21 protein-coding genes, 3 pseudogenes and 1 riboswitch are annotated in these 25,998 nt (G+C 38.7%); of the genes and pseudogenes, 18 read left to right on the forward strand and 6 right to left on the reverse strand.

Annotated features, from left to right (window positions below; genetic code table 11):
• Positions 1 to 3: 3 nt before the first annotated feature.
• The 3 genes from thiD (at position 4) to FC56_RS02165 (ending at position 3,154) form a co-directional block, all read left to right on the forward strand.
• Positions 4 to 822: a bifunctional hydroxymethylpyrimidine kinase/phosphomethylpyrimidine kinase gene (gene thiD / locus FC56_RS02155; protein WP_056977755.1), complete on the forward strand. Its 819-nt coding sequence runs from the start codon at positions 4 to 6 to the stop codon at positions 820 to 822.
• On the forward strand, positions 822 to 1,472 hold the full coding sequence (gene thiE, locus FC56_RS02160; RefSeq protein WP_056977757.1) for a thiamine phosphate synthase: 651 nt from the start codon (positions 822 to 824) through the stop codon (positions 1,470 to 1,472). The genes thiD and thiE overlap by 1 nt, the downstream gene beginning before the upstream one ends.
• 128 nt (positions 1,473 to 1,600) lie before the next feature.
• A complete protein-coding gene (locus FC56_RS02165) occupies positions 1,601 to 3,154 on the forward strand; it encodes a hypothetical protein (protein ID WP_056977759.1) in 1,554 nt (517 codons plus the stop codon).
• A 51-nt stretch (positions 3,155 to 3,205) separates the two neighbouring features.
• On the opposite strand, the pseudogene FC56_RS07985 reads toward FC56_RS02165, so the two are convergent.
• Positions 3,206 to 3,307, reverse strand: a pseudogene (locus tag FC56_RS07985) (SDR family oxidoreductase); the annotation flags it as partial.
• A gap of 129 nt (positions 3,308 to 3,436) precedes the next feature.
• Between FC56_RS07985 and FC56_RS02170 the strand changes: the two are divergent.
• The 9 genes and pseudogenes from FC56_RS02170 to FC56_RS08285 all read left to right on the forward strand — a co-directional run.
• Positions 3,437 to 5,377, forward strand: a complete 1,941-nt coding sequence (locus tag FC56_RS02170) for an ABC transporter ATP-binding protein/permease (protein ID WP_056977761.1) — start codon at positions 3,437 to 3,439, stop codon at positions 5,375 to 5,377.
• A 235-nt stretch (positions 5,378 to 5,612) separates the two neighbouring features.
• Positions 5,613 to 6,161 (forward strand): sigma-70 family RNA polymerase sigma factor, encoded by a 549-nt coding sequence (locus tag FC56_RS02175; RefSeq protein WP_056977764.1) that lies wholly within the window; start codon positions 5,613 to 5,615, stop codon positions 6,159 to 6,161.
• Between the two features lie 85 nt (positions 6,162 to 6,246).
• Entirely contained in the window at positions 6,247 to 6,447 is a 201-nt protein-coding gene (locus tag FC56_RS02180; protein ID WP_054670818.1) for a DUF1659 domain-containing protein, read from the forward strand.
• A gap of 23 nt (positions 6,448 to 6,470) precedes the next feature.
• Positions 6,471 to 6,701, forward strand: coding sequence for a DUF2922 domain-containing protein (locus FC56_RS02185; protein ID WP_054670821.1), 231 nt, complete (start codon positions 6,471 to 6,473; stop codon positions 6,699 to 6,701).
• A 439-nt stretch (positions 6,702 to 7,140) separates the two neighbouring features.
• On the forward strand, positions 7,141 to 8,409 hold the full coding sequence (locus tag FC56_RS02190) for a hypothetical protein (protein WP_054670825.1): 1,269 nt from the start codon (positions 7,141 to 7,143) through the stop codon (positions 8,407 to 8,409).
• Positions 8,410 to 8,708: 299 nt separating this feature from the next.
• Entirely contained in the window at positions 8,709 to 9,173 is a 465-nt protein-coding gene (locus FC56_RS02195) for a hypothetical protein (RefSeq protein ID WP_056977766.1), read from the forward strand.
• A gap of 192 nt (positions 9,174 to 9,365) precedes the next feature.
• Positions 9,366 to 11,102: a collagen-binding domain-containing protein gene (locus FC56_RS08175; RefSeq protein WP_056977768.1), complete on the forward strand. Its 1,737-nt coding sequence runs from the start codon at positions 9,366 to 9,368 to the stop codon at positions 11,100 to 11,102.
• A gap of 81 nt (positions 11,103 to 11,183) precedes the next feature.
• A complete protein-coding gene (locus FC56_RS02205; RefSeq protein ID WP_054671985.1) occupies positions 11,184 to 12,674 on the forward strand; it encodes a glycosyltransferase in 1,491 nt (496 codons plus the stop codon).
• 364 nt (positions 12,675 to 13,038) lie between these two features.
• Positions 13,039 to 13,207 (forward strand): annotated as a pseudogene (locus FC56_RS08285) (excinuclease ABC subunit A); the annotation flags it as partial.
• 267 nt (positions 13,208 to 13,474) lie between these two features.
• On the opposite strand, the pseudogene FC56_RS07995 reads toward FC56_RS08285, so the two are convergent.
• A pseudogene (locus FC56_RS07995) lies at positions 13,475 to 13,855 on the reverse strand (IS30 family transposase); the annotation flags it as partial.
• 449 nt (positions 13,856 to 14,304) lie between these two features.
• Between FC56_RS07995 and FC56_RS02210 the strand changes: the two are divergent.
• The gene (locus tag FC56_RS02210) at positions 14,305 to 14,781 is read left to right on the forward strand and encodes a hypothetical protein (protein ID WP_054671990.1); all 477 of its coding nucleotides are present in this window, start codon (positions 14,305 to 14,307) and stop codon (positions 14,779 to 14,781) included.
• A gap of 155 nt (positions 14,782 to 14,936) precedes the next feature.
• On the opposite strand, the gene FC56_RS02215 is transcribed toward FC56_RS02210, so the two are convergent.
• Positions 14,937 to 15,995 (reverse strand): hypothetical protein, encoded by a 1,059-nt coding sequence (locus FC56_RS02215; RefSeq protein WP_056977770.1) that lies wholly within the window; start codon positions 15,993 to 15,995, stop codon positions 14,937 to 14,939.
• Between the two features lie 172 nt (positions 15,996 to 16,167).
• A riboswitch (TPP riboswitch) is annotated at positions 16,168 to 16,268 on the forward strand.
• 40 nt (positions 16,269 to 16,308) lie between these two features.
• Here FC56_RS02215 and thiW point away from each other — a divergent pair.
• Positions 16,309 to 16,809 carry an energy coupling factor transporter S component ThiW gene (gene thiW / locus FC56_RS02220; protein WP_056977772.1) on the forward strand — a complete coding sequence of 167 codons (501 nt, stop codon included), beginning with the start codon at positions 16,309 to 16,311 and terminating at the stop codon, positions 16,807 to 16,809.
• Positions 16,810 to 16,865: 56 nt separating this feature from the next.
• Here the strand turns inward: thiW and FC56_RS02225 are convergent, their stop codons facing one another.
• Positions 16,866 to 17,591, reverse strand: coding sequence for a competence protein ComK (locus FC56_RS02225; RefSeq protein ID WP_056977774.1), 726 nt, complete (start codon positions 17,589 to 17,591; stop codon positions 16,866 to 16,868).
• A gap of 236 nt (positions 17,592 to 17,827) precedes the next feature.
• Between FC56_RS02225 and FC56_RS02230 the strand changes: the two genes are divergently transcribed.
• Complete coding sequence (locus FC56_RS02230; RefSeq protein ID WP_056977776.1) at positions 17,828 to 19,066, forward strand: GW dipeptide domain-containing protein; 1,239 nt, start codon at positions 17,828 to 17,830, stop codon at positions 19,064 to 19,066.
• A 222-nt stretch (positions 19,067 to 19,288) separates the two neighbouring features.
• Here FC56_RS02230 and FC56_RS02235 read toward each other — a convergent pair whose 3' ends face one another.
• A complete protein-coding gene (locus FC56_RS02235) occupies positions 19,289 to 20,212 on the reverse strand; it encodes a nucleoside hydrolase (RefSeq protein ID WP_056977778.1) in 924 nt (307 codons plus the stop codon).
• A 146-nt stretch (positions 20,213 to 20,358) separates the two neighbouring features.
• Positions 20,359 to 21,573 carry an SGNH/GDSL hydrolase family protein gene (locus FC56_RS02240; protein WP_082620550.1) on the reverse strand — a complete coding sequence of 405 codons (1,215 nt, stop codon included), beginning with the start codon at positions 21,571 to 21,573 and terminating at the stop codon, positions 20,359 to 20,361.
• Positions 21,574 to 21,752: 179 nt separating this feature from the next.
• Between FC56_RS02240 and FC56_RS02245 the strand changes: the two genes are divergently transcribed.
• The 3 genes from FC56_RS02245 (at position 21,753) to FC56_RS02255 (ending at position 25,970) form a co-directional block, all read left to right on the forward strand.
• Positions 21,753 to 22,880 carry a hypothetical protein gene (locus FC56_RS02245; protein ID WP_056977780.1) on the forward strand — a complete coding sequence of 376 codons (1,128 nt, stop codon included), beginning with the start codon at positions 21,753 to 21,755 and terminating at the stop codon, positions 22,878 to 22,880.
• A gap of 880 nt (positions 22,881 to 23,760) precedes the next feature.
• Positions 23,761 to 24,603 (forward strand): alkaline phosphatase family protein, encoded by an 843-nt coding sequence (locus FC56_RS02250; RefSeq protein ID WP_056977782.1) that lies wholly within the window; start codon positions 23,761 to 23,763, stop codon positions 24,601 to 24,603.
• 104 nt (positions 24,604 to 24,707) lie between these two features.
• Positions 24,708 to 25,970 carry a NupC/NupG family nucleoside CNT transporter gene (locus tag FC56_RS02255; RefSeq protein WP_056977783.1) on the forward strand — a complete coding sequence of 421 codons (1,263 nt, stop codon included), beginning with the start codon at positions 24,708 to 24,710 and terminating at the stop codon, positions 25,968 to 25,970.
• The last annotated feature ends 28 nt before the right edge of the window (positions 25,971 to 25,998 follow it).

A 25,998-nucleotide genomic window follows, 5' to 3' on the forward strand; every position in this document is an offset into this window, starting at 1 on the left:
TGGATGGTGAATGATTTTCCACAAGCACTAACGATTGCTGGTACGGACAGTGGTGGCGGTGCTGGTGTTATGGCCGATATTAAGACGATGCAAGAAAACCACGTTTTCGCTGCAGCGGTTGTGGTAGCAGTAACGGCTCAAAATACAATTGGGGTAACTGATTTTATGGCGATGCCTACCAAGCTAATTGATGAGCAGTTCCAAGCCGTAGCCGAAGATTTAAAGATTCGGGCAGTGAAAACGGGGATGCTTGCTGATAGCCAAAGTGTGAAAACGGTAGTGGCTAACTTACAAAAGTATGATTTTGGTCCCTTAACGGTGGATCCGGTAATGATCGCTAAGGGCGGCGCTAGACTATTAGCAGAAGATGCTATTGCGACGGTCCGAGATGAATTACTACCATTAGCTACCATTTTGACACCGAACTTACCAGAAGCTGAAGTGTTAACGGAAATGCACATTCGTGATGAAGCTACCATGCAATTAGCCGGTCACCGACTACAAGAACTAGGAGCCAAGAACGTGATTGTTAAGGGTGGTCATGAAACTAGCGATACCGCTAATGACTTTGTCCTACTAGAAAATGGTGAATCTTTCTGGGTATCAGCGCCTAGAGTAGAAACTAATAGAACTCACGGAACCGGCGATACTTTATCGTCAGCAATTACTGCCGAACTAGCCAAGGGTGCGGACGTTAAAACCGCAATTCAAAGAGCTAAACGGTATGTTTCTGCTACCATCGCTAACGGAATTGAAGTAGGGCACGGTCACGGTCCATTGAATCACTGGGCTGGTCGGCAACTTAAGGAGGAAGATGATTAATGAGTGTTACATTTGAACCAGGGCTACTGAGAGCTTATTTCGTAGCAGGAACGCAAGATTTGACGGGGTTAAGAGATTTACCTAGCCTATTAGATGAAGCCATTGAAGCAGGAATTACTGCCTTTCAATTTCGAGAAAAGGGGCCTAATGCCTTAACTGGAGTGGCTAAACGAGAACTAGCAGAAATTTTGCAAAAACGGTGTTTAAAGGCCAATATTCCGTTCATCATTGATGATGATCTTGATCTAGCATTAGAGCTTAATGCTGATGGTATCCACGTGGGACAAAAAGACGATAAAATTGAAACCGTCGTGGAACGCATTTCTGTTCGCCAAATGTTTGTCGGACTTTCTGCTAACACGGTGGAACAGGTTGAAGCAGCTAATCAATTTGACCGGGTAGCTTATATTGGTTCCGGACCAATCTTTCCGACTCAATCTAAAGACGATGCTGATCCCGCAATTGGGGTTGCCGGCCTAACTGACCTGGTGAAGGTTAGCAAAAAGCCAGTAGTAGCAATTGGTGGGATTGCCGAAAATAATATCGACCAATTACGAGGTTCCGGCGCTGACGGAGCTGCTGTAATTTCAATGATTTCTAAAAGTGAAAATGTTGATAAATCAGTATCAATTATTAAAGAAGTTTTCTAACATAAGATTACAAAACGATTACTAAAATTTCATTTTTGATAAATTCGGGCGGAATATTTTCCAAACCGAATTTTTTTAGTTAAAGTGGTAATTGAGGGATAATTTAATAGCTTAGAGAGGGATAAATTATGAGAAACGGATTTAAGTTGATGATAGCTGGGGCCTTTTTAGGTGTGGGATTGGCAGCTACACCAATTAATGGATATGCTGCTAACGTTATCGAAGCACCTGGCGTAGCTAATGAAGTTAAAGTAATAAATTCTGGAAATGTTTTAAGTACATATTCGGATGATGAATTGAACACGGTTAACAATTCTTCTCCTAATGGAAATACATCTAAGAAGTATAAAAAGTACGAATTAGATCCTAACGAAAATATTACCGCTAATACCTACAGAACTATTAGTGGCAGTTCTCAAAGTAATAGTTTTTCAACACAATGGTACTTACCTGATGGGTTTAACGTATCCGACCTGCAACATGGTAACTTCCAAAGTGTGGCGCTAGATGACGAAGATAACATTTACTTTGTTGAATCTAACGGAACCGGGACTAATAGGGGGGCAATTGTTAAGTTCAACCTTAGTGAGCTTAATGATTTAGGATTAGATACCAACATTACTGGAATCTGGATGGCTTTTGAATACTTCAATCCATATACCGATGAGGGTAAAGAACATAATAAAGAGTACCAAGAAGCATACAAAAAGTTACCTTTTGCAAAGAAAACCGCGTTAGAAAATACGATTGATAAAAATGAACTGTGGAAAAACAACCAAGTGAACTATAAAAATAGTGCTAAGACACACTACCAAGCTTGGAAACTTAAAAAAGCTCAGTATGCTAAATACACCACTAGCAAATACAAACCAGCTACCCGCAAGAAGTTTAAGAAGTTAGTAACCAAGGCTAAGAACAAAATGGCCGTTTGGATGAGCAGCTACCAAAAGCACAAGCAAAAAGTTACCGCTTATAACAAGAAGATTACTGGCTACAACAATACTTTGGCTGGATACCAAAAACAAATTGATGACGCTAAAGCAAGTAACCCAGAAATGTTCCAAAATGCGGCGATTGCTCAAACTGCTCAATTAAGTCCACTTATTGACATTGGTCACGGACAAACATTGACTTTCAACCCTGCTAACAAGCATTTGTACTTGGCGGAAGATGAAACTTTAAGTGATCTAAGCATTAGTGATAACAACGAAGTTTTGGAAATGGATCCCCATACCTTACAACCATTGCGTGAATACAGATTCAAGATGTTACACGATAATTCTAATTTCCAATTGCATACATTAGCCTTTGATTCTGAAGGAAATGCATACTGGGGTCGTAAAAAAGGTTCCGGTTATATGCTGTTCCATGGTAGATTAGATGAAAATGAAGTCAAATTTGCACCAAGTAAAACCATCGTAGGCAAACGGGGCGGTAACACTAACCAATTTGTAGCCGTTAACCCACAAAATAACAGAGTTTACTTTGTTTCAGATGATATTTTGACCTCTATTCCAGCCGACAAAGTTCGTGATGGGGTCTTTAGTGCAAAAGATATTCATTATCAAGTATTTAATTCTAAGCGAGAATTTGAAGGTCTAGCCTTTGATCAATCTGGTTATGGCTACTTATTAATGCTTTGGCCACCAGAGTTAATGAAGTCTAGTCAACCATTGAATTAAATTTTAATGAGACAATAAAAAAGCAAGCCATTGGCTTGCTTTTTTGTTTAATTAAATAAATTGAATGCCGCCGTCGATTTGAACTGATTGTCCAGTCATATAATCTGACTTTGGTGATGCTAAGTAGGAAACGAAGTTGGCAACATCGGCTGGGGTTGCGTTGATAAGGTGATATATGTTGTGTGATTAATACAAAATTTATCCGCTAAGTTGCTTCATTTACTTGTTGGTGTGATATACTCGTCAGTATTAATTTATGAGGTTAACTTTTGGAGGAATGATATGAGCTATTTAGAGTTACGGGACATTCGCAAGTCTTATTATCTCGGTAACGAAGAGTTTAAGGTGCTAAAAGGAATCAATTTAAACTTTGACCGGGGGGAATTTGTTTCCATTTTAGGAGAATCCGGGGGCGGAAAGTCCACTCTGATGAATATTATTGGGGGCTTAGATTCCAATTATGAAGGTGACGTATTACTTAAGGGAGAATCCCTGCGTCACGATACTGCCAAACAATTAGATGCCTACCGAAGACAAACGATTGGGTTTATTTTCCAAAACTTCAATTTGATCAGCCACTTAACGGTCTTACAAAACGTGATGGTTTCCTTAGAAATGACCACGTTGTCGCATAAAGAACAAGAGGACCGGGCCAAAGAATTGTTAGCTAAGGTGGGCTTGACTGATCACATGAAGAAGTTTCCGAACCAATTATCGGGGGGCCAAAAGCAACGGGTAGCCATTGCCCGGGCGCTAGCCTCTGATCCGGAAATCATCATTGCGGACGAACCAACTGGAGCCTTGGATAGTGAAAACACTAAAGAAATTTTGCAACTGTTAGACGAAATCGCGGCTGACGGTAAATTAGTCATCACGGTTACCCACTCCCAAACGGTAGCCGACTATGGAACCCGAATTGTTCGGTTAGCCGATGGTCAGATTAGTGAAGACACTACTTTGAAGCCAGCTTATCCGGCTGCTAGTGATAACGAGCTAACCACTCACACCCTGCGGTTTGGAGCAACGCTGAAAATGGCGTTAGATAACATGCGCTACAATTTTAAGCGTAATCTCTTAATTATTATCGGCGCCGCTATCGGGATTTTCTCGGTAATCTTGATGCAGGGGCTAGGTAACGGGGTACAAGGTTACATTAATCATGAAATTTACTCCCAAATCAACCCGAATGCCGTTCAAGTAGCTAAGAATATTTCTGCTGATGAATTGGCGGATGGATCTAACAAGGTCAACTTAACCGATAAGGACCAGCAACGGTTCGAAAGTATTAAGAACGTTAAGGATGTTCAAAAGGGGTATTACGTCCAAGGTGGCACTCGTTTGCAACGGGGAAAGAAGACCGCTAATTTGCAAATAATGCAAACCTACAACGATACCATTAAGAAAAACTCAATTAAAAAGGGATCGGCACCCAAAACCGGTGAAATTTTGTTAACTAAGGAAAATGCTCAGAAGTTTAACAAGCAAGATCCGAATGCCATGATCGGCAAGAAGATTGTTTACACCCAAACGGTAATGAACTCTAAGAAACAGCCAGTCCAATTGAAGAAAATGTTGAAGGTTAGTGGAATTGCCGCTGCCAATTCTGGTGCTACTTCGATTACTTACGATACGTTAAACCAAATGTATGATGCTAAAAACGTGAAATTGGCTCCCAACTTTATGACCGTGGTGATTAAGGGAAACGCTAAGAACGTTAAGCCAGTGCAAACTCAAATCAAGAGTTACAAGACCGGCAAAAAAGCAACTTACACTATTACTGGTGCTGGAGCGATCGTCGATACGTTAAATACTTACATTGATTTGGCGGTAAACGTGTTGGCTGCGATTGCTGGGATTTCACTATTAGTCTCTGCCATCATGATTATCGTTGTGCTTTACATCAGTGTTTCTGAACGAACTAAGGAAATCGGAATTTTGCGGGCATTGGGCGCTTCTAAGGGGAGCATTCGTAACTTGTTCTTCTCCGAAGCCTTCTTCATTGGCTTGTTCTCAGCTATCTTGGCCGTTGTGTTGGCCTTGTTGATTCAAGTCGGAGCTAACTCGTTATCTCAATCAGGAATTCACTATGCAATTATGCAGATCTCAGGTGGAAACATTGCTTTTGGGGTCATTATTTCAATTGTAATTAGCTTACTTGCAGCCTTGGCACCAGCAGGTCGGGCCGCTAGATTGGATCCAATTGAAAGCTTGAGTTACGAATAGAAAATAATTGAACTCAGCTGAATTGCGTATCAGCTTAATTAAAGGACCCCAGAATTATCTGGGGTCCTTTTAATTTGAAAAGTTGGTTTTGATTCACTTAAGAATTGCTATCAATCCCTTATGCTGTAGGTGTTCGTACTAATAAAACTTCGGACTACTTGTTTTAGTTACTTCCTAATAATATAGACCTTGTGAAAAGGGCCCTTGGATCAATCCAGACAAAGGAATGAGTCCAATGAAGTATCCAAGAGAAGCAACTGACGTTTTTGAAACGCCCCAACAAGCAGCGTTTGAATTCTTATTAACTGGTGACCACCAAAATGTTATTTATGGTGCTATCAAACGGCTGCATATTTATCGAAGCTATGAAGCATATGACGATCTAGTACAAGAAGGTCGACTGGCATTTGTTCGGAGCTACTTAAGAGCTCCGGAGGCTGTTCGTAAGAATGAACATAAATTATTAGTATATATCTACCAAGGAGTTTATTGGCACCTCCTTAATTGTTTAGACCAATTCCGCCGCAAAGGAGAGCATCAGACGGAAGTAACCACGCTACCGGTACAAGCCACCGACTTAGAGCCGACGCTGGAAACTAACCAATTGTACCAGCAATTACTATCGGTATTAAGTCCTAACGAACGGCGTTATCTGACAGCCGCTTATGTTCGAGGGCTCAACGTGTCCGAAATGGCACGTGAGTTTGAGGTATCGCGCAAGACGATTTACTGGTGGAAAGCCGGCGTGGCACAAAAAGCCAAAATAATTTGGCACAAAGGGTAACACATTGTGGCTGTCGATTGGTTACTAATAGATGTAACCGGTTGGCGCCACCGATTACTAAACTAATATAGAGGAGTTCACTATCATGAAGAAACAATGGCTTAAATCTAGTATGACCGTTATCAGCGTTGGCGAAAAGGAAGATAAAACCCTTAAGCGGACATTCAGTCACCTTAAGCAAGACGCAACGGCAGAACAATTGGCGGGCTTTCAAACCGCATTGGAAACTTTAATCATCGGCCAAGTCTCTGGCCTTAACATCACCGACAGTAGTGTAGTTGCCTAGTCTAATTAATTGGAGGAAGAATAATGAAACATTTAGAATTGATCTACCGCAATAGTGATTCTAAGTTAACCACCTTACGGTTAACTTACGCGCAAGAAAACTTAACGGAAGCTGCCACTAAGAAAGCGATGCAAGATATTGCTGCTTTGAAAATGTTTGATAATAACGGAGTGAATCCGTATGTTGAACCGGTAGCTGCTCGTTATGTGGAAACTAATACCGATCCGATCTTCGATACCCGTTCCGCTTCATAACCATTAACTAATACCTCTAACAAACAAAAAGCCCCTGACATCAGGGGCTTTTTATGGTTAAAATAGGCAATTGAGGAAAGAAAATCGAATAAATTCTTAAAATAATCATATATGAACCTAATAAGAATCTTTTGTGAAATACATGTGTAAAAGCGGAGATGACAGACTTTACGAGCGAAATTTTAGCTTTAACTAATTTTGACATAAAACGGCCGCAAAAGTTGATTTAAAGCGGTTTGGAATTTTACAAACATAACAGTTTGGTGACACTAACCGATTAAGCTTGCCTGGTCCAATTTGGGCGTTTATACTGATGTTTGTAAAGTTCAAGACCTCCTAAAATAATCGCTGTTGATAATAAAATAACAATCGTGATATAATTTTTCGGGAGCTCGATGAGCTACATAAATAATTTTATTTCAGTATGGAGGATTTTATAATGCAATCTAGTTTGAAGAAATCATTATACGTTGGTTTAGCAGCCCTTGGCTTCGTAACCGTTGCCGGTGCAGCTAACGCTAACACTGCAAGTGCTAAAACTTACGCTAAAGTAACAAGCAACAAGTGGATTGGTGCTACTGCAGCTAACAACATTACTTTCAATGGTAACAACGCCCTTTACACTAAGGCTGGTACTTTGAAAGGTGCTAAGACTGTAGCTACTACTACTACTTTGAAGCGTCTTGCTAAGTCAACTAGCAACAAGGACAACTTCGTAGCATACCGTGTTGCAACTACTAACCGCGGTTCAGTTTACTACAAGGTTGTATCACTTGATAAAGACTACCGTGGCTGGATCTACGGTGGTAAGAGCACTGATAGCTTTGCTGGTGGTATCGAATCATACAGCACTACTAAGGATGCTAAAGATGTAACTACTGCAACTTACAAGAAGTTTGCTCAAGTAGGTACTACTAATGATGGTACTATGTTAACTTACAAGGACCCAATGTACACTGTATACGGTTCAGGTCGTGCTATCAAAGATTCAACTCCATTCAAGAATGACGTATTGAAAGTTACTAAGACTGTAACTAGCTCACGTGATGGTAAAGAATGGTCATACGTTGAAGATGAAGCTAACACTTCTGTTAATGGTTGGATTCTTAGCTCAGCTTTGAAAGATGCTAACGGCGAAGTTCCTGCATCACAAGGTGTAACTATTAATGTTATTGACAAAGCTACGGGTAAAGTTGTTGCTACTCAAGTTGTTAAGTATACCGGTGCTGAAAATGGTACTATGAATGTAACTAATAGTACTGTAAACATTCCTGCTGGTTACTCAGCTGATAAGAACCCATGGGCAAAAGGTGCTGAATCTGTTGCCAAGGGTGGTTCAACAAACTACTACGTAAACCAAAAGGATAAAACTACTCAAATTAACTTTGGTATGAAGAGTAACACTAACAACAAAGAAGCTGGTGTTACTGTAAATGTTGATTTTTACGATATGTTAAGTAAAGATCAAAAAGATAAGCTTGTTGCAGCTACAAAAGATGCAGCTAACCAAGTTGTTCAAGGTACTACTGTAACAACTAGTAACATCGAAAAGATTCTTGACCAAGCTGGCCTTAAGAACTTTGACTTCACCGGTAAAGATGGTAAAACTTACACTGCAACTTATGTTAAAGTAACACCTGATTCAACTGTTGCTAACGCTTCAATTGTTAAGGGTATTGATGCTTACTTTAACATTGCTGCTAAGTAATTTAATATATTTACCTTATAAAAAGAGTGCTTAATTGCACTCTTTTTTTGTACATAAAATTAAATTCTTTCTGCGCATTTTGAATTGTTATGATAAACTGAAAGGCGTTTAACAAAACAATTATTATTTTGTAGGAAATGTATGAATTCAAGTTTAAAAAAATCCCTATATTTGGTCTTGCTGCTTTAGGTTTTGTAACTGTTGCTGGTACAGTAAACGCTAATAATTCTAGTGCTAAGACATACGCTAAAGCTACTAGTAACAAGTAGATTGGTGCCGGTACTGACAATAATGTTGTGTTGAATGGTACCAATGCTCTTTACACTAAAGCTGGTACTTTAAAGGGTGCTAAGCTAGTTGCTTCTACTACCACTTTGAAGAAGTTGGCTAAATCTAAGAATAGTGAAGATAACTTTGTTGCCTATCGTGTAGCTACAACTAATAAAGGTGCAGTTTATTACAAGGTAGTATCCCTTGATAAGCAATATCGTGGTTGGATCTATGGTGGTAAGAGTACTAAGAGCTTTGCTGGTGGGGTGAAGAGCTACACTACTTTCAAGAATAGCAGTGTTAGTGCTTCTGATGCTAACAAGAACTTCACTTTCAAGAAGACTGGGACCACTAATAATGGAACTATGTTGACTTATAAAGCTCCTATGTACACCGCTTATGGTGCTGGTCGAGTAATCAAGAGCTCAGCTGCTTATAAGAATGATGTTTTAACCATTACTAAGCAAGGAACGCGGACTCGTGAAGGCGATTAATGGGTATACTTAAATTGAACAGTTTATTTTAAATTAATTTGTTGATATCAATCTTAGGAAAGCAGGATTTTGCACTTATTTCAAGAGTATTTAGAGAAGTATTGTTATTTAGAAGAATTTATATTATACTTTCGGTGTTTAATCTAGGTGTACCCAGTTTGATTAAGGATGCTTTGTTTTGGAGGAGTTTCTATGGAAAAACAACATTACAAGATGTATAAAGATGGCAAAAAATGGGTTTTTGCAGCAGTTACTGTAATTGCTTTAGGGGTTGGGTTAAGTGAAAGTACATATATTGTAAAAGCAGATAGTACTGTACCTGTCACATCAACTGATAGTTCAGTAAATACTGGTGCCGCCAGCAAGAATCCTACTGTACCTGTCACATCAACTGATAGTTCAGTAAATACTGGCTCTGCCAGCAAGAATCCTACTGTACCTGTCACATCAACTGATGATTCAGTAAATACTGGTGCCGCCAGCAAGAATCCTACTGTACCTGTCACATCAACTGATAGTTCAGTAAATACTGGTGCCGCCAGCAAGAATCCTACTGTACCTGTCACATCAACTGATAGTTCAGTAAATACTGGTGCCGCCAGCAAGAAAACTAGTTTATATGCTACACCAACTGATAATTCAAAAAAAATTAAATCTTCACTTGTTAGTAATCATTTAGAAGAGAAAGACAATCTTGAAAACGTGGCCTTATCATCTAATAGTGTTCAACCAGCTACTTCCATTAGTGATGATACTTATTTAAAAAATTTAGGAATTGATATTAACGACCTAAATACTAACAGTGTTCTAAAATTAGCTTCTTTGTTCCATATTTTTGCAAATCAAGCTAGTTTATCAGCGGATACTAATGGTAATTTAGCTGTTAAAATTTTAAATGGCTCTAACGATTTTGGTACACGTGGTGATTCATACAATTTAACTAGCGGTGATATTTATTATATTCAACAATTGGCCAAGAATCTTCAAAGTAACGCTTTTAGAAATAAAACATTTAATCATGTAGTATTAGGTAAAGATGTTAGTGTATCAATTGAAAATAACAAGGTCTTGATCAATGGTATCACTATGGATAATTTAAAACCTGAAGATGTTTATCAAGATATCAATGGGCAGACCTATATTGATTTTAGTGATGTATTTCAACAACTAGTAAAGGCATCTACCAGTTATGCTAGTACTCCTCAGTCAAAAGGTGTTATTTCAAATTATGATGACATGAATAATCGCTATGTTGATGTTTCGAAAGTAGCAACTGGAACACAAATTATTTATGTAAATGTTCCATTTAAATATTTGAGTGCTTCTCAGCCGATTACGATCAAGGGAATATCTCATTTAGAAAATGGTCCTACTGTCGTCATTAACGTTACTGATATTCCAAATGGTGATCAAAATATTTCTACACAAGTTCAATTATATTATGATGATGGAACTAATTCTTTACCCAATAGTGAAGGACATTCAGAGCCTAACCATGTATTATGGAACTTAGGTACCGGTGAACAAGCCTTCAATTTCAGCAGTGGTCGGTTTATGGGAAGTATTTTAGCACCTAATGCGACTATTAATGCTGGAGTTAACATTGATGGGAATATTGTTGCTAATATCGTTAATATAACCGGCGGTGAATCGCACAGATGGGATATTCATCCACAACCGACGCAGCCAACTCAACCGACGCAGCCAACTCAACCGACACAGCCAACTCAATTGATTAAAACTAATGTTAATGAGAAAAAAACAGTTTTATTGGTAAATGATAAAGAAAAAAATCCTTCTAAAAATAGAGAAGCTTTACCACAAACTAGTGAAAAATCAGAAAGCTCTGTTTCAGCTCTAGGTGTCTTATTACTGGCTTTAGGAAGTTTAACCAGTTGGCTGACTTTCAGAAAAAAGTGGAAAGATTAACTAAACAATCTTGAAAGAAATCAAAGGTGGGAGTGAAATTAATCACTCCCACCTTTGAGTTCATAATAGGAGGTTCTACAAATGCATTATTTTATCACATCAAGAATTGACAGTTTAACTTCGGCCATTGAACTAGCCGAAATCAAACGACTAAAACTTTTTAAAACATTAAATATTCCGGCAAAAATTGTCACACTCGACTACTTTCGCTATCAGCGTAAAATTTGGAAGGAATTGGGTATTAGTAACGATGTTATTAACCCCGTTGAATATTTTCAAAAATTGGACACGAGTAAAAATAGCACTCACGACGTATTAAAAAAAGTGTTGAATGATAAAAAGTTAACTATTAGAGAAAACCAGGGATTTATTGACCAGAAACTTCGAGTTCAGACTACAGAATATCAAGGGGAAATTGATTATGTCACCTATTTGGACCGCTGGGGATTCACTGATCGTCGGGACTTCTACGTTAGTAATCACCTTAGTTACTCTGAATATTTTGATGATGGTGGTAAATTGATCACGCGTACTTACTATAACGGTCAAGGAGACACTTTTTTAACTTATCATTATCGCGGTGGAGATGGTAATATCCCCGTTTTAACCCTGATTCAACTGAAAAATTCAAACTGTTGGTATCAGTTTGACACGGAAGCTGATTTTTGGGCTTATTTCCTAGACTATTTAATTAAAAGAGATCCTGCAGCTGTCCTATACTCCGATCGAGAAGATTATGTTCTCAAACCCTTTGAATTAATGACAGAACCAGCCATAAAATTTGTTGTTCTACATTCTGCCTTTACAAAAAATGCTCAGCCACAGGGCGAACCCTTTCCATATATAAAACAATTATTTGAACTGCAAAGTAAAATTAATGGTATTATATGTGCAACTCGGCAAGAAGCTATGGACCTTAAAAATCGTCCAGAAATACATGTACCGTGTTATTCAATTCCCGTGAGTTACTTAACGGAGGAACTATTGACCCAATCTTCTCCCTTTGAAGATAGAATTCCTGGTCAAATAATTGCAATCGCACGTTTAACACCAGTTAAACAACTGGACCAGTTAATTAATTCAGTTATTCTTACTCACCAAAAGTTACCGTTTGTCGATTTGAAAATATATGGTTACGATGATGATTGGCAGAATTATGAAACCTCAACTCGCTTACATCGAATAGTTGAAGATGCTAACGCTGATGGTTATATTCACTTTTGTGGCTATCGAAAAGACTTAACATCAGTTTACCGAACTGCTGATATTGCAGTATTGACGAGTGCTTACGAAGGTTTCTCGATGGCGATTTTAGAAGCTCTCGGGTATAGTTGTCCAGTAGTTAGTTACAATATCAATTACGGCCCCAAAGAACTTATTAAGGACAAAAAAACAGGAGTCCTAGTTCCTGCTGGCGATACTTGGACCTTACAGCGTACTTTGTCACATTTATTAGCAAATCGCAATATCTTAAAACATTACAGTCACGAGGCAAAGTCAGCAATGATTCCCTACTCGCAAAAAAATGTAGCAGATAAATGGATTAATTTTATCCATCAGATTCAAGGCTGATATGTGGTAAGAAATAATTAATTTCATAATATGTTGATTCGGTAGTGAAACTGATGTTTTTAGGATCTTTAACCGAATAGTCAGATGGATTTCGGCTCCAAGTGAACTGAAAATACAATTTAATACTCAAATAGTGTCATTTGTCATTGCTGATCACCCCCCAACGTATGCTAAGGTTAAATCTGTTCCTACTTCCATTGGAATTCCTAGGTATTAAAAGGCCCTCGAAAGTTGCCCTAAGCGCACAACCTCTTTCGGAGGCTTTTTGATTGCTTTCAACTTTTTTAATCAGCTTTCTAGCAGTTTTTTTGGGGAACGCACGTTTGCTTTTGTGCTACAATACAGGTAAAAGCTAACGAAAGTGATGAAATTGTTTACTGATGATGAACTTCATGGGGTGTTCTTCTTAATCGATAACAAGTCCTTTTATGCGAGTTGTGAAGCCGTTGCCCGGGGGGCTTAATCCTTTAAAAGCCCCATTAGTGGTCCTTAGTGAAGCTGAAAATAAAAGTCCGTCGATTCTGTTATTCACTTTATTTTTAGATTACAGACTACATCTTATCCCATAATAAAACCCACTTCTCAATGTGAGAAGTGGGTTTCGAGCAACCTTGCCCAATCTATTTTATAATCTGGTATTCATTACTCAAAGGGCCGCTGAACAACTCAATTGCTGTGTCACCAGTCAGCGGGTCTATGCGCTTCACAGATACAACAAAAGTCGTAACTAATTTATGTGCAAGATTAAAGGCATCACTATGATATATAATTAGACTTTCCAATTTTGGTAGATTGCAAATTTAATCCGAATTTTTGGACAAATTTGTCAGCATAACCTGATACGGTGTTTGCCAGTCGAGTATTTTAAGCGGTCGCTGGTTAATTTGGAGTAACGTCGTCGTTAAATCTTGAGCACTAATGTGCTCAAAACGAGTCCCTTTAGGATAAAAATAACGTAAATTCCGATTAAAGCGTTCACTACTACCACGTTTAGCTGGCGTATAAGCATGGCAGTAATAGGTCATAATACCATCTTGTGATTCAAGTGATACTAGCCCACTAAACTCCGTGCCACGGTTCACAGTAAAGCTGTGCACCGGACCATTAAAAGTGGTTAGGAACTTAGTTAGTGCTTCATTAACAGTCGCTGTCGTCCGATCTTTTAACCGGTATAACCAACGGTAGAGCGATTCAGACGTACGACGATGTTGCAGAAGTGGCTTGCCACGGGGCTAACTTTGAATTGGTGGGCGACAACGGTGGTAGGTTAATGAAACTATAGCTAAACCGTTCCACCGTTATTAATGGGATTAAAGCGGAAGACTACGGCTTTATGGATCGCCCAGGATTGTTTGACTAATAATAAATTAACGGAGCTCCCTAGCAATTAGGGAGCTCTTTTATTTTGCCCAAATTCCGGCAGTCAACGTGTGTTTTTTAAGTATACGTAACTGATAATACCAACGCTAAAGTATCTGGTTGGATTCTAAGAAGTGGTTTAACTGCTACTGATAGTGTTCCTACTACTAAGGGCGTAACAGTTAACTATATTGATGCTACTAATGGTAAAAATGTTGGTAGTACCGTAATTGCCTTCAGTGCTACTAATTCAGATGCTAGCAACCCAGTAATGAACATGAACTACAAGGTTAGTGATATCTCTAAGGTAGTTCCTACTGGTTACACTGATAAGGCTAGTGAAACTTCTGCTTCTGGCTTGTCACTTGGATTTGCTTCCGGTGCTAATTATGCAGCTGTCGTTTCAGCTACTAGTGGCTCTACCGTAAGCTACTATGTTGCTACTACTAAGTCTGCTTCTATCAAGTTTACCTTGAACGTTGCTAAGTCTGATGGAACTACTTCTGCAATTTCTGTTAACGGCTTAATTGACGCTAATGGTTACACCATTCAATCTAGCACTTTGGCTAACTTAAATGGTAGTGTGGGTGCTAAGGCTACCAGTGCAAAGATTTTGGCTGCCGCTAAGGCTCAAGGTCTCGGTACTTTGACTAACCCTTCATCTAAAATTACCTATACTTTAACTAGTACCACCGACACTGAATTTGGTGGAACTGCTGCCTTAGTTTATACAGCAGCTAAAAATTAATTAAATTTAAAAGACACGCTTCGGTGTGTCTTTTTGATAAATAAATTTATATTTGGGAATGTTAGTATTATTAATGTTCTTAAAAATTTCATAAATCAAGTAATAAAAAAAGCTTTGGATAATTATTCCAAAGCTTTTTTATTACTTGATTTATATTACTTAGCATCATCTGCTGCGTAAAGTAGTAAATATCCAACGTTTTCTTTATATTTACCATTATTGGTAATATTAAGTTTATATTTTTTACCGTTGTATATAATATTGTCCAATCCAACTGAAGATATTTTAGACTTAATTGTTGCTACAGGGACTTCTTCCCCATCGTTTCCAGTTGCGATGGTGTACATATAGTCATCTACTGAGCTAGAAATTTTAGCAAGTGATTGAGCACCATTAACTCCATCAACAGTTTGAATATCACCTAAATCAAAGTAAGATCCACCAATAATTTTAGCTTGATGCTTAATACTGAAAGGAGCCTGCTTAGGTTCTGGTGTTGAAGGAGTGCTAGGTGTTGAAGGAGCATCATTTTTAATTGTAGTTAAACCGCTCTTAAGAATCCAACCGTTTACAGTTGAGTTAGCTTCGTCAGTTACGTATACCCATTGGTCGCCTTCGCGAGTACGAGTACCAGTCTTAGTAATAGTTAATACGTCATTAGCGTATTTAGTTGAGTCAGTAATTTGACGACCTGAACCATATACAGTGTACATTGGGTTCTTGTAAGTCAACATAGTACCATCATTAGTAGTACCTACTTTAGCAAACTTGAAGTTACCAGTAGTAGTTGCAGTAGCGTCTTCTTTGAAAGTGGTGAAGTTTTCAAGACCGCCGGCAATAGTAGAAGTACTCTTACCACCGTAGATCCAACCACGGTAAGTCTTGTCAAATGAAACTACCTTGTAGTATACAGAACCACGGTTAGTAGTTGCAACACGGTATGCTACGAAGTTTTTCTTGCTGCTCTTTGAATCTGCAAGGTCCTTAACAGTAGTAGTAGTAGCTACAATCTTAGCACCTTTTAAAGTACCAGCCTTAGTGTAAAGGGCGTTAGAACCTGTAAAGTTAACATTAGTTTTAGTCATGGTAACATTTGATGTTACTTTTGCATAACTTTTAGCACTTGCATTGTTAGCGTTAGCTGCACCGGCAACGGTTACGAAGCCAAGGGCTGCTAAACCAACGTATAATGATTTCTTCAAACTAGATTGCATTATAAAATCCTCCATACTGAAATAAAATTATTATATAGCTCATCGAGCTCCCGGAAAATTATATCACGATTGTTATATAATTTAAATATTATTTTAAAATAAAGATTTAAAGGTTATTTTTACCACTATTTGTTAGTGACTTATACTTGTAAAAGATAATAGTAAAAAATTTCGATGACATTAGGGGAGCCCGTTTGCGGGCTGAGACGACATGGTCGGACCCTTGAACTTGATCTGGTTAACACCAGCGGAAGGAAATGTTCATGTACTTTCAGTGACCTCTTCTGTCTTCGAACACGGGAGGTCTTTTATTTTGCAATCAAAACAACTACGTAATTTGGTATTAACCGCGCTGTTTTCCGCTATTGGCACCATTGGCGGGAGTGTAATGGAATTTAGTATTGGGGCTGCTAAGGTGGACCCAATGCAGCATTTACTTAACTTAGTTTCCGGAGTGCTGTTAGGTCCATGGTGGGCATTGGCCCAGGCATTCTTAACGTCTTTAATCCGCAACTTAATGGGGACCGGAACCATATTAGCATTTCCGGGAAGTATGTTCGGGGCCGTGTTGGTGGGCTTGGCGTATAGGTACACTAAGAAGCTCTGGTTGGCCGGATTAGGCGAATTGATCGGTACCGGGATAATTGGGGCTCTGGTTGCTTATCCGGTGGCTAAGTGGCTAATGGGAGCTAACGGAGCGTTGTTCTTGTTTGTTCCGAGCTTTTTCCTGAGTGCCCTAGTTGGGGTAGTAATTGGTTATGGACTGTTGAAGGTGTTGTTGAGGCAGAAGAGATTTCAGGAGTTTAATAAGTAACCAAAAAACAACCGATAAAAATCGGTTGTTTTTTAATGATCATAGCAATTATTATGCTAATTTTCCCGCATAAATTGATTGATATTCTTGTCTAACTCCTTAGTGGTGATTTCAAAATCATACTGGTGGGCAAAAAATTCCCCGTAGTCCATTAGTAGCCCCTGAACGATTTTTTTAAGGATATAGCAGGGGTGAGGATCTGGTTCAACCGGGTTATGGATGTAATTATCCATTTCTTGCCAGGCCTTTTCTACCTCGAAATAGTGGTTATTACAGTCGTTGATTCTAGAATTGATAAAGTACCAGGTGACTGGCAAAATCACCTTAATATCGCAATTTTTGAAGTAAAAGACCGACGTTTTGGGATTGGGTTGCGTAGGTGCTTCCATGTGGTGGCAAGCGATCCAGATGGCGTTGTCGTTGTTGGACATTGATTTAAGAGGGAAAAAGATGGCCGTTCCGTGTGAGACCGGTCGGTATTCTTTGATTTTGGCTTGGCGGTCTATCTGGTTAATGATTTGCCTACATCCTTGCATCCCGCGGTTTAAGTGGTTGTTAATCAAACTATTGGTAGACTCTTTCACCTTATAGATGCCTCGTTTACTATCTACCACAGCGGTTTTATGGGTGGTGGAATTAAGTGGCAGTAGTACCAACGTGGTTGACCAATTGATCAACTCTGCGGAACTTTGGGTATTAATGTGACTAACCTTTAATTGGTTAAAGTCGATCCCGTCTTGGTGATAATATGTAGCGGCCTGCGTTATTCCAGGTATTGTCATATGGCTTCCTCCAACATTAAGTAGATTTAGTTGCTAGTAGCAACATAACAATTTTAAGATAGCATAAAATAAATCTAATGGAAACGCTTTATTTAATTTGAATTAATTGTCCATATAAATAGATTTATATTTCAGGATGTTAGTTAATTATTGAAGATGATTTGTTACACAAATGTGAATGCGGATACTTCCTTAGCATGATACAATTACATAAGAACAAATATGGAGGAAGAATAATGAATCAAAAGATTAAGACCACGCTTTTAACTACTGCAGCTGCGATGGGATTACTAGTTGCTGGCAGTTTGAACGCTAGTGCCAAAACTTATCCTATTGTCACTGCTAATAATCCAGCTCGGGGTGGGGCAACCACTCGTAATTTTGTCCCCACAGGAAGTAACGCTTTATTTACTAAGGCGGGAACTTTAAAGGGTGCTAAATTGGTGGCTAGTAAAGCTACCATGGCTAAGTTAGCGGAATCTAATAAAGGCCAAGACTACTTCTTTGGTTATCGAGTAGCTCGTACTAGTAATGGCTATTTCTACATGAAGGTAGTTTCTTTCGATAAGAAATATCGCGGTTGGATCTATGTAGGGAAGGTTAACCCACAAGGGGCTTACCAAAATACTGCTGGTGGATTGAAGTTAGCCAATACTTCTAAAGCGGCTAAGATGCCTAGCAATACTCAAGTACAATTAGCTGATCCTGGGACTAGTCATGTGATTTGGAATTTTCCTTACATGGCACAATATGGTTCTAAAAAGTTAATGAAAGACACTTCTGATTACGCCAATGATACCTTTACGGTTACTAAATCCCGGCGGTTAACTCGGGGCAACACCCTTTACTACAAGGTTGTTGACAATAACGATAGTGATATAACTGGTTGGATCTACTACAAGGGAGTTACTTCCGATGCTGCTGAAACTGAACCAAGCAACCCTACTAGTAGCAATTCTGTAACCGTAACGTTTAAGGATGGAACTACTGGTAAAACTGTTGGTGAAAAAACATTAGTGGATAGTTCTATTACTGCCGGTAGCCAACCAACTTACGCTACTAAGTTTGTTACTACTAAGATTGGTAATGGTAACTTAGTTGCTGGTAGCTTGAAGTCTGTCATGCCTGGTTACGACTATGAAGGATTGACTACTGCTCAACATAAAGCTAATGGTAATGCAATTATTGGGGCTAAATATGGTAGCACCATTACGATCTTCGTTTCCCCTAACGTTGCTCCTAAGAATGGCTTTTTAGTTACTTATTTTGATCTAACTAAAACAGCGATTGTAGGTAAGAGCGCAGTGGTATCTTCTAGCAGTCAAACTGCTAAGCAATTGTTTGCTAGCACGTTTAAAGATGGCGGCAGTGTGACTGTCAATGGTAAGAAATACACTTACAAGCTAGCTGATAACCGTAGTATTTCTCAAGATGCAAAGTTGGGAACTAGCATTGCGGTGAATGTAAGAAGCTAAAGTGCTGAGACCTTCGGGAATTAGCGATAATTAACCTAAGAAAACGAGATAGTTCGATACTTATTTTGTATCGCTATCTCGTTTTCTGTAGTTAAGGGAGCTAATTGAAGGTCGAAGCCGTTTTAGGCTAAAGTGTTAATTGACTATTGAGCACTTATAAATTAGTGGCAATTAACCTGAAAAGAGGCAATGGTCTTTTGACCATTGCCTCTTTGATTTCTGTTATTTCATAATCAATTCGTCTATTTGGCGATAAAAAGAAGGACCATCTACGTGAGTTACTAAAGTAATTGGGCGTCCATTAGGGTCTTCGTAAGTTCTTCCCTGAGCCGGGCCATCGGTGATGACTTTGCCAGAAACGCTTTTGGTAGTGACTAATTCTGGATAATTGCTGGCCATAGTAGTCAAAACGTCCCATAAGTAGTAAGTAGAATCTGCTTCGTATGACATGATCATGGCGTAGCCTTGACCAATTAAGTCATATAATGGATACCGTCGATTTTCAGCAAAGTGTTGGCGTACCTCGGCAGTTAAGGGAACCTGATCAGTACTTTCTAGGCCAATCATTTGGATGCTTAGGTCGGAATCGAAAACGGTTTGAACTGCTTCAGGATCCCAGTAGGCATTCCATTCTGCGGTTCCGTCTCTATTAGGTTCGAAGACGTTGCCTTTGTTGTTCATGGTTCCACCCATCCAATATAATTTATCAATTTTATTAGTGATGGTAGGATCGACTTCCAGCGCCCGCGCTAAATCAGTTAAAGGACCGGTCATGACCAGAGTGGTAGGAGCATCGGCGGCGTTAATTTTTTCGATCATATCTAGATGAGCGGGTTTAGAGGCTTTCTTAGTTCGGGGTGCCCCGTGTTCGTTTAAAATGGGAAGAGCGTCAAAAGAAATGGAACTTAATCGCCAATTGTTCGGAAATTGGTTAACTGGCCGGGAGTTAGATGCGGCAATTTCAAGGCCGTCATGGTTACCAATTAAGTCGGTTATTTTACATGAAGCACTAACCGCCTCGTCAATGAATCCATCCGCATTAATCACTCCCACACCTAGTAAATTAACGTTTGGCATTCTTAACAAGAGAACTAGAGAAACTAAATCATCTACGTTACCATCATGATTAAAATATACGTTACGCACTAAAACCACTCCAATTCATTTTTTAATAGTGTATAACAAAGTTCGTCTTTTGTACAATTAATATTTAAAATGACGCATAATAGTTCTTTTATTAAGCAAAACATGAACAAAAAATACCGATATCTTAAACGATATCGGTATTTTGATTATTTCTTATTAGTAGTCTTTGATTTAGCTTTAGTAGTAGTGGTGGTCTTAGTCTTTGATTTAGATGATGCTTTTTTCTTTGAATTTGCTTTTACTTTGCCGTCAGTTGTGGTCTTGCCTTTACTTTTATCAGCAGGGACCGTTTCTTTGGCACTTTCAGGATAGTTTTCAATCATGAAATTAGCAATTTCTTTACCCATCATTTGGTAAGTTCGAGCTGATGGGTGAAGCCGTTCATCAAATAACCGATATTTACGGTTGTTATCAGTGATTAACTGAGTGGCATCATTGCGCCAATCTAAGACAGGAATATCTTCTGATTGATAAACTTCACTAAGCATATCTCTGAGTTCATTCATTGTGTAGTTACCGCGACCAGTAATATCATCGGAATTAATATCATTATCGTAGCGGGTAATCGGTAAAATCCCGTAGATGATTAACTTCTTGTTTTCTCGCTTCATTTCGTGAATGTTATCAAGCATTACTTCCTTGATGGCATCTAAGGTATAACGACTGTGACCGTAGTCATTGGTTCCGTAAGCAATTGTGGCTACGTCATAATCCGCAAAGTTAGTTTTCTTAACGACGGGGGTGAAGTCACCTTCTGTGGATTCAGAAGCCATAAAGGCACCGTTGTAACCTAAATTATCCACCGAAGTGTTTAGGTAACGTTGTAGCCATTGTGGATAAGTTCCATTCTCTAAGTTAGTGGAGCCGTCGTATCCGTGGGTAATGGAATCACCAAGAGTAACGATTTTTTTGTTTGCAAATAATTCACTGTTTTTAGCTGCGATATCAAATTTCCCCTGTGTGATTGGTTGTAAATATCCGTGCCAGACCCAAGCAGTATATTTTTTGTTACCACTTTGAATTTCGGTGAATAAAGAATTTCCACTGCCTTGGCTGGAACGATCCATTTTAACGTTCTTAACTGAATACCAAGTGGTGTTTGCGAATTTTTTCCAATTACCAAAGGTATCGGTTAAGTCGGTACTACTGTATACTTGTCCACCTGACAGATGGTATGGTAGTTGTTCATCGATATCAGTAGAACTGATAACTGTGGCGGCTGGTTTGTCCGCACCAGTTTTAGTTGTAGTATCGGTTGTATCTGTGGTTTGTTTTTTACTTGCCGCGTTTACTGAATATGTACCGGTTAAGGTCATCAAACTAAGCCCTAGGGCCAACGCATATTTTAAGCTCTTCTCCATTATTAGTAGCTCTCCCTTGATTATATCTCAGTCCTATTCTAGCAAATTAAAATGAAAAATTTATTACACAAAGATTACAAATATAATATGAAGATAAGTTGAATTTTTTATGCTTTGGCTGTATCATATTTTTAAGCAGACTACGATTCTAGCATATTTGAATTTTTTAGGGGGAAAATATGAAGCAATTATTTAGAAAGGAGCTTTTGTCATTAGCGATGGGTGGAATGCTACTTATCTGTGGAGGACGGTTAAGTTCAGCAAATACCATGCAAAGCACTTCTAACATTACGAACAGTAATAATGTAATGAATAGAAGCACTAAGATAACTGGTGATAAAGCTAGTAACCAATCACATCAAAGTAATCTACCGAACAATCCTGGCGACAATAATGGTTGGGGCTGGGGATGGGGACATCATCAGCCTTGGCGACCAGGAAACGATAACCATGACAGTAACCTGAATGAAGCGGGCGAAGTGGGGGATTCTACCGATAATTCAGAGAGTAATTCAATGGATAATCCTAGTACCATTGACAATAACCAGGCATCTAATGAATCAACCGGTGAAGATGCCATTGATCATTCTGACAATAATGTCGTTGATGGGACAGTCATCCAATCTACCAATCTTCAACAAGAAAAAACTAATTCTCAAATGCAAGTGACTCCAACAACCACTGATGATTCATCAGCAAATATTTCAAATAACGCTAGTAATAATTCTGCTGTAACTCCTACTGATGACCGAGCAAATAATTTAGCTTATGCACCCAAACAGCCATCGGCTCAAAAAGTAGAGACAAATATCAATAAAACCAAGGCCCCAATTACCGATGATAATCAAGATACTGCATATAAATTTAGTGACAATGATGGGCAGCTTCAATGGAGCGTGCCGTTGAGTAAAGAGCGGTTAACTGGTGCGGGAGCAGTTAAGACGGCTTCAAATAATAACAACCAATCGTTTTCTGTAGAACAAAATTTAATTAACCGTGACAAGAATGATTATAATTCTTCTATTAATAATGATGACAAATTGATAAACAATAAAGGAGAAACGCTAGAGCAACCTAACGACGATAGCTCCTTTACTAGCCATCCGGTTATTAAAAGCACTAAAAATAAAAAAGCACAAAAAAATGGAGTGGTAGTGGTATCGCCAGACCATAGTTACTTATACACTGATAGTGATGAAAATAATAATCTAGGTGTATTAATTCCAGTAACTGTAGCAGGCTCTATAGCTATCTCAATTATCGCAATTGCGGCGATTATTGATCCATTTAAATATCTAATGAAGTAGGAATTTAGCTATCCGGAAATTAATTTAAATATTTCGGAGCTAATAATTGCAAACGCTTTCTAATGTGTTAATATATAGTCAAGGAAGGGAAGTAATACCAAGTAACAAGAGGGTTCATCCCGCTTCATGCTTATTAGTCAAATTCGAAAGGAACTAAGATATTTGAAAAAATTTGGATTTGCACAGTTAATTTCTAAAATGAATTAGGTTTACTATTAAAACTTATACAATAATATAGAGAAATCTCGATTTAGAAGTAACTTGTAGTAAGCTTAATGAAGTGATTTGACAGTTGATGGTAAGATTTCGATTTCACAGATGTAAGAAAAGGTACAACTAAGATTCAATTCAAGAAAAAGTAAATTAGTCGTTTTAGATGGTTCACTATTTACCCAAGCAAAAACTGACGATAGTTAAATTTACGAATTTGAAAATTTCCGACAAACACTATATGTATGAAAATATTTAAAGTAAAGTTTGTGACAGTTAAATTTTCAATCTCTTGGAACAAATATTTCAAAATGAGGCGATAGAACATTAATTTCTCCGCAAAGCGGGTGTTAAGCCCAATGAATATCCCTTCCGATTGAGGCTTCGGTTATCTAATTAATTTAGTAATCGAAGTCTTTTTTTGTCCGGACCAATCTTACTTAAATATAAAAAAATTGGTATTTAAATATTAAAATATTACTTTTTTTATTAGTGAAACCGTTTAACACAAGCTTTCATTTAATTGCTCATTTTCGAACCAATTTTTAGAGGGATGTCAAGTATTTACAGGGCCCCGATAATTAGTTATCCTATATATAGGGCATATGTTCCGGTTTAACCACAATATAATGATAATTAGGAACTTATTGTTCGGAAATGGGGAGTTAATTTGAATTTTAATCGAGTAATTATTTTGGATATTCCTTCACTAGGGATTGGTGAAGCTAGTGATGCTAACCGGTTTCACTCGGTTGGCGCAGATACACTGGGCCACGTTTTATCATCGATTAATCGTTCGGTTGCTTTGCCTAACTTGACCGCTCTAGGATTAGGCAATATTCGCTGGGCCAATCCGCTTACGGCCGTTCCGCAGGTAAGTAATCCCCGGGGCTTTTTCAGTCAGATACATATGGCAAGTGAAAGTCGATCCGAGTTTGCCGGCTTAAGAGAAATGTTTGATTATCAAGGAATTGATCGAGTTGAAAGTTTGTTTGGAACCTTGAAAGCTGCTCAACTGCACAATACGCGGGTTAGTTTGCTGGCACCGTTTACCAGCTATTTAGCTAATCAGCGCGGGGTAGAGGACCAAGTGGCAATTGCGGGTGACCAACAGGCGTTTAATGCACTACGGGAGCGAATCGAATTGGGAACTCCCGGAGTGATTTACACTCGATTGGTTGATTGTCAAACTGCTGCTATTGAACAAGATCCCACCCGTTATATGACTTCTTTAGAGCATATTGATCGCCATTTGGGTCGTATTATGGATGACATGTTTGCTAGTGATATCTTATTGATCACTGCTAGCTATGCGCATGACTTCTTAATGGATGGGCCAAGGCCGACGCGTGAGTATTTGCCGCTGTTGGCGTACACTCCTCAGATTAAGACGGGCCACTCTCTTGGCATTCGTCGGACACTGGGAGACATTGCTATTTCTACCCTAGATGTTTTTGATTTGTTGCCAATTAAGCAACCAATCGCCCGCAGTTTCCTGGGAGAAATGCAATAATTTAATTCGGGTTTAATCTTTCAAACCAAATTCAATTTTAGAGGAGGGGCGAGGTCCACCGTTAACGTTTATTAGCACACATAGAAAAGAGAGGAATTCACATAATGTATTTGATTGTTAACATTATCGGTATCCTAGTTTACTTGGGAATCGCATTTTTATTCTCAAAGGATCGCAAGAATATCAACTGGAAATCAATTATTATTGTTTTAGCTATTAATTTAATTCTCGCTTGGGTCCTTACCAGTTTCTCTGGTGGTCGTGATGCCGTTAAGGCAGCTGCCGATGGATTCAACTGGCTGGTTCAAGTTTCTTATCAAGGAATTGGCTTTGCCCTTGCTAGTTGGGTTAACGTTAAGCAAATGGACTTCGTTACCAGCTCCCTTCTTCCAATCTTGATGATTGTTCCATTGTTCGATATCTTGACTTACATCGGGGTATTACCATGGATCATCAAGTGGGTTGGTCGTGGCTTGTCATTCATCACTGGTCAACCAAAGTTCGAATCATTCTTTGCTGTTGAAATGATGTTCTTAGGTAACACCGAAGCCATTGCGGTTTCTACTTTGCAATTAAAGCAAATGTCAGCACAACGTAACTTGACTATCGCTATGATGTCAATGTCTTGTATCACTGCTTCTATTTTAGGAGCCTATACTCAAATGGTTCCAGGTCAATACGTATTGACTGCCGTTCCATTGAACATTTTAAATGCCATTATCATTACTAACATGATCAACCCAGTTAAAGTTACTCCTGAAGAAGATACTATCGCTAAGATCGGTGGCAGCAACAGCAATCAAGACGACGTTGCTACTACTGATGCACAAGCTTTGGGCGAAGAAGATGGCAAAAAAGAACCATTCTTCTCATTTCTGGGTGACTCAATCTTGGGCGCTGGTCGTTTAATCTTGATCATTGCCGCTAACGTTATCGCTTTCGTTGCCTTGGCAGCCTTGATTGACAAGATTTTGCAACTCTTCAACCAAAACTTGACTTTGGAAAACATCTTAGGAATTATCATGTTCCCATTTGCTTGGTTAATGGGTCTTAATGTTCACGATGCATTCCAATTCGCTCAATTCATGGGTACTAAGTTAGTAACCAACGAATTCGTTGTTATGGGTAAGATTGCACCAACTATTAACAACACTCATTTATTCAATCCACATTATCAAGCACAATTGACTGTCTTCTTAACTTCATTTGCCAACTTCAGTACTACCGGTATGATTATCGGGGCCTTCAAAGGAATTGTTGACAAAGAAAAGAATGATTTGATCAGTAAAAATGTTTTGACTATGTTACTTTCCGGAATCTTAGTTTCACTTATGTCTGCTGGGGTTATCGGTTTATTCGTTTGGTAATCTGAGTGTTAGAAAGTTAGGTTATTTA

This window comes from Lentilactobacillus senioris DSM 24302 = JCM 17472 (assembly GCF_001436555.1).
GTDB classification, from domain to species: Bacteria; Bacillota; Bacilli; order Lactobacillales; family Lactobacillaceae; genus Lentilactobacillus; species Lentilactobacillus senioris.